We start from the raw sequence: 3,974 nt of genomic DNA on the forward strand, positions 1-3,974 counted from the left end.
CCGCCCACCCCTGGCGGCGGACTCGGTCGACCAGCAGACGGCGACCATGAACATTGAGACGGGCGTTAGCGTGGGCCACGAGAACCTCCGGGTCGGGCGGGACTTCGACAATCCACACCTCACTCGGAGGTTCTCCTCCTCGTCAACGCCTACGCGTCACCAACCTCTCGGCCGAGTACAGCTAGTGCCGTCCGTGGCCACGGCGACCGCGCACGACCCGGGCCGCCCCGCCGTCCCCGCGCACGGTCTCGGCGGCCGCGACGAGGGAGCGTCCCTCGACCGCCACCCCCGAGGCGTTGCCGATCCAGCGCTGCGGCGAGAGCCGGTGACCGCGGGCGGTGAGCTCCACCCCGACGGGGCTCGTCGCCAGACCCAGGTCCGCCCCTTCGGCGGCGTTGCGCGAGCTGAGCCGGGGTGCCGCGATGGCGTCGACGAGGTCGAGGTCGCGGTCGAGGTAGCCCAGGAGGATCTGGGCGACGCTCGTGATGATCGTCGCGCCACCGGGGGTGCCCGCGGTGACCTCCGGGCGCCCGTCGCGCAGGACGACCGTCGGGCTCATCGACGAGCGCGGCCGCTTGCCGGGACCGGGCAGGTTGGGGTCGGGCACGCCCGGGGTGAGCGGCACGAAGTCGAAGTCGGTGAGCTCGTTGTTGAGCAGGTAACCGTAGCCGGGCACGGTGATGCCCGAGCCACCGGTCTGCTCGATCGTCAGCGTGTAGGAGACGACGTCGCCCCACCGGTCGACGACGTTGAGATGGGTCGTCGACTGGCCCTGGGTGGGCTGACCCTGCCGGCCGCCCCCGCCGGGGGCGTCCTCGTAGTCGCCGTCCGGCGAGCCGAAGGGGACGGGCCGGGCCATCGCCCGCTGCGGGTCGAAGAGCAGCGCGCGCTCCCGGGCGTAGCCGGCCGAGAGCAGCTCGTCGACCGGGACGCCGGGCACATCGCCGACGTAGCGGTTGCGGTCGGCGAAGGCGGTCGCGCTCGCCTCGGAGAACCAGTGGTAGTAGTCGGCCTCGGGCAGGTCGCGCACCCGCCGCCCGGTGCGCTCCTCGTAGGCGCGCATGAGCAGCAGGATCTGGCCGACGGCGATGCCGCCCGAGCTCGGCACGTCCATGCCGCGCACGTCGTGGTCGCGGTAGCGCACCCGGGTCGGGGCCTGGACCGGCGCCCGGTAGCGCTCGAGGTCGCGCATCGTCAGCTGCCCGCGGTAGACGTCGACGCCGGGCGCGGTCGTGGGGCTGCGCACCTCGTCGACGATCGCCCGGGCGACCCGCCCGCGGTAGAGCTCGCCGACGCCGTGACGACGGATGAGGGCGTAGGTGTCGGCGAGATCGGGGTTGCGCATCGTGTCACCGACGTCGGGGACCCGCCCGCCGGGCAGGTAGACCCGCGCGGTCTCGGGGAAGCGGCGGAAGCGCTCCTCGTTGGACTCGGTGTGGCTGCGGTAGTACGCGTCGACGACGAAGCCGCGACGGGCGAGCTCCTCGGCGGGGCGCAGCAGCTGGCGCAGGCTGCGACGGCCGAACTGGCGGGCCGCGACCTCCCAGGTCAGCGGGGTGCCGGGGACGCCGACGGACAGCCCGGAGCTCACCGCCGCGTCGAAGGGGAGGGCGGTGCCGGCCCCGTCGGTGAGCGAGGTGTCGGTGAAGCTCGCGGGCGCCGTCTCGCGCCCGTTGATCGTCCACGTCCGCCCGGTGCGGGTCTGGTGGTAGACGAGGAAGCCGCCGCCGCCCAGCCCGCACGAGTACGGCTCGGTGACGCCGAGGGTGGCCGCCATGGCGATCGCGGCGTCGACGGCGTTGCCGCCCGAGCGCAGGACCTGGATGCCCACCTCGCTCGCGTAGGGGTCGACGCTCGACACCGCTCCCCCGGACCCGATCGCCTCGGGCACCTTGAGCGGCTCGGGGACCGGCCGCGGGTGGTGGGGGCGGTGACGGCGGGACGAAGGGGGTGCCGGCGCGGCTCCCGCAGCGGGGGCGGCGAGCGCGCCGACGGCGCCCGCCCCGGTCGCGGTGAGGACGGTACGACGGGAGATCTCGGCCATGTCAGCTCCTGTGATGACGCGGGGTCTCCATCGTGGCCCAGGTCGCCCGATCTCGCCTCCCGGGGGCGAGCGGGGGCGCTGGGCGGCGGCATCGTTGAAGGAACAACTTCTTGGGGTACGCTGTTGGTTAGAGCAACAACCATCAGCGACCCGAAGGACGTCCTCGTGACCGTCAGCCCCGTCCGTCTCAACCACGCCGTGCTCTTCGTCGCCGACCTCGAGCGCAGCGTCGACTTCTACGCCCGCGCCTTCGGCATGGTCGTCATGGCCCGCGAGCCCCGCGCCGAGGCAGCCTTCCTGCGCCTGCCCCGATCGGGCAACCACCACGACCTCGGTCTCTTCGGCGTCGGGCAGCAGCCGCCTCGCCCCCGCGGGTCGATCGGTCTGTACCACCTCGCCTGGCAGCTCGACACGATCGACGAGCTGGCGCAGGCCCGCACCACGCTCCTCGAGCTCGAGGCGTACACCGGCGAGTCGAGCCACGGCGCGACGAAGAGCGTCTACGGCGCCGACCCCGACGGCAACGAGTTCGAGATCATGTGGATGCTCCCCCGCGCGAGCTGGGGCGACTTCGAGGACAGCGCCCCGGTCGAGCCCCTCGACCTCGACGCCGACATCGCCCGCTGGGCGGGCGTGCGCACCGCCGCAGAGCTCGTCCCGGTGGACGTGGCATGAGCTCGGCCCCCTTCGCCCCTGCCGTCGTCGCGACCCACGGGTCGACCGACCCGACCGCCCCGCTCGTCGTGCTGCTGCACGGCCGCGGCTCGGACGAGCAGCAGATCCTCACGCTGGCGCCGCACCTGCCGACCGGGGTGGCCTACGCGGCCGTCCGCGCCCCCATCGCCGAGGGCGGCGGCTACGCGTGGTTCGCCAACCACGGCATCGGGCGGCCCCAGGTCGACTCGCTGCGCGAGACAACCGCGTGGTTCGGCCAATGGCTGGACGAGGTCGCCCCCGCCGGGCGCCCCGTCGTCCTCGTGGGCTTCAGCGGGGGCGCGGCCTTCGCGGGCGCGCTCGTGCTCGCCGACCCCGCGCGGTACGCCGGCGCGGCGGTCCTCTACGGCACCCTGCCCTTCGACGCCGGCCTGAGCACCGACCCCGGTCAGCTCGCCCACCTGCCGGTCTTCGTCGCACAGGGGGACGCGGACCACGTCATCCCCCGCGAGCTGCTCGACCGGACCTGGCAGTACCTCCTGTCCGAGTCGGGCGCCCCGACCGTGGCGCTGCGCCAGCCCGGCGGCCACCAGCTGACCGCCGAGGTCGTGCAGCGGCTCGCCGAGTGGGTCGCCCACCGGCTCGGTCACGTCATGCACCAGGGAGCGGTCGAGGCCGGCGCCCGTCCGGCACCGACCTGGCCGACCCTCGGCGGCGAGCTGCCTCACCGTGCCGGCCCGCGCCCCGCGGTGAGCTGGACCATCCCGCAGCAGCAGGAGTCTCAGACGGCGCCCGTCGAGCTGCAGGCCTACCTCGTGGCGGAGGTCGGAGAGTTCGCCCACCTCCACCCGGCGCACGACGGGTCGATGCACCTCGTGCTCCCGGCCGATCTCGCCGCGGACGTCTCGGCGAAGGGGTGGGGCCGCCCGCACATGTGGGCCGGCACCCGGCTCTCGCCCGGCTTCATGATGGTCTTCGGGCCGCGTGACGAGTCCGAGCTCGCCGTCGTGCGAGGGATCGTCGAGGCGAGCCACGCGCACGCCTCGGGCGCCACGACTCTCGCCGTCTGATCGGCCGGTGCCGCGAGGCGCCGGAGCACGACGAAGGGCCCGGACCAGATGGTCCGGGCCCTTCGCGGGTGGTAGCGGGGGCAGTGTGGAGTCTCACGACATGTGAAAGGCATGTCTCGCGACATGTGAATACTCCGGGACGGCTGCGATACGTAGGTGTTGAAAGCCAAGCTGGTCATCACCGCGATCACCCGGCTGGGTCTGAC

The 3,974-nt window shown here is 73.7% G+C and carries 4 protein-coding genes; 2 read left to right on the plus strand and 2 right to left on the minus strand.

Features of this window, described 5'->3' with window-relative positions:
- A partial coding sequence (locus L6241_RS16165) for a leucine zipper domain-containing protein (protein WP_368247077.1) occupies window positions 1-118 on the minus strand: 118 nt, incomplete at its 3' end.
- A gap of 63 nt (window positions 119-181) precedes the next feature.
- A complete protein-coding gene (ggt, locus tag L6241_RS16170; protein ID WP_368247080.1) occupies window positions 182-2,044 on the minus strand; it encodes a gamma-glutamyltransferase in 1,863 nt (620 codons plus the stop codon).
- 165 nt (window positions 2,045-2,209) lie between these two features.
- Between ggt and L6241_RS16175 the strand changes: the two genes are divergently transcribed.
- Together L6241_RS16175 and L6241_RS16180 are read left to right on the plus strand one after the other, a co-directional pair.
- Window positions 2,210-2,719, plus strand: coding sequence for a VOC family protein (locus L6241_RS16175; RefSeq protein ID WP_368247081.1), 510 nt, complete (start codon window positions 2,210-2,212; stop codon window positions 2,717-2,719).
- Window positions 2,716-3,768 carry an alpha/beta hydrolase gene (locus L6241_RS16180; protein ID WP_368247082.1) on the plus strand — a complete coding sequence of 351 codons (1,053 nt, stop codon included), beginning with the start codon at window positions 2,716-2,718 and terminating at the stop codon, window positions 3,766-3,768. Before L6241_RS16175 ends, L6241_RS16180 begins: the two co-directional genes overlap by 4 nt.
- Window positions 3,769-3,974 lie beyond the last annotated feature (206 nt).

This window comes from Janibacter sp. Y6, from assembly GCF_040900765.1.
GTDB lineage: Bacteria > Actinomycetota > Actinomycetes > Actinomycetales > Dermatophilaceae > Marihabitans > Marihabitans melonis.

Excerpts from the sequence above, each read along its gene's own strand:
- L6241_RS16180 (WP_368247082.1), top strand. The coding sequence starts at position 2,716 with ATGAGCTCGGCCCCCTTCGCCCCTGCCGTCGTCGCGACCCACGGGTCG.
- ggt (WP_368247080.1), bottom strand. The coding sequence starts at position 2,044 with ATGGCCGAGATCTCCCGTCGTACCGTCCTCACCGCGACCGGGGCGGGC.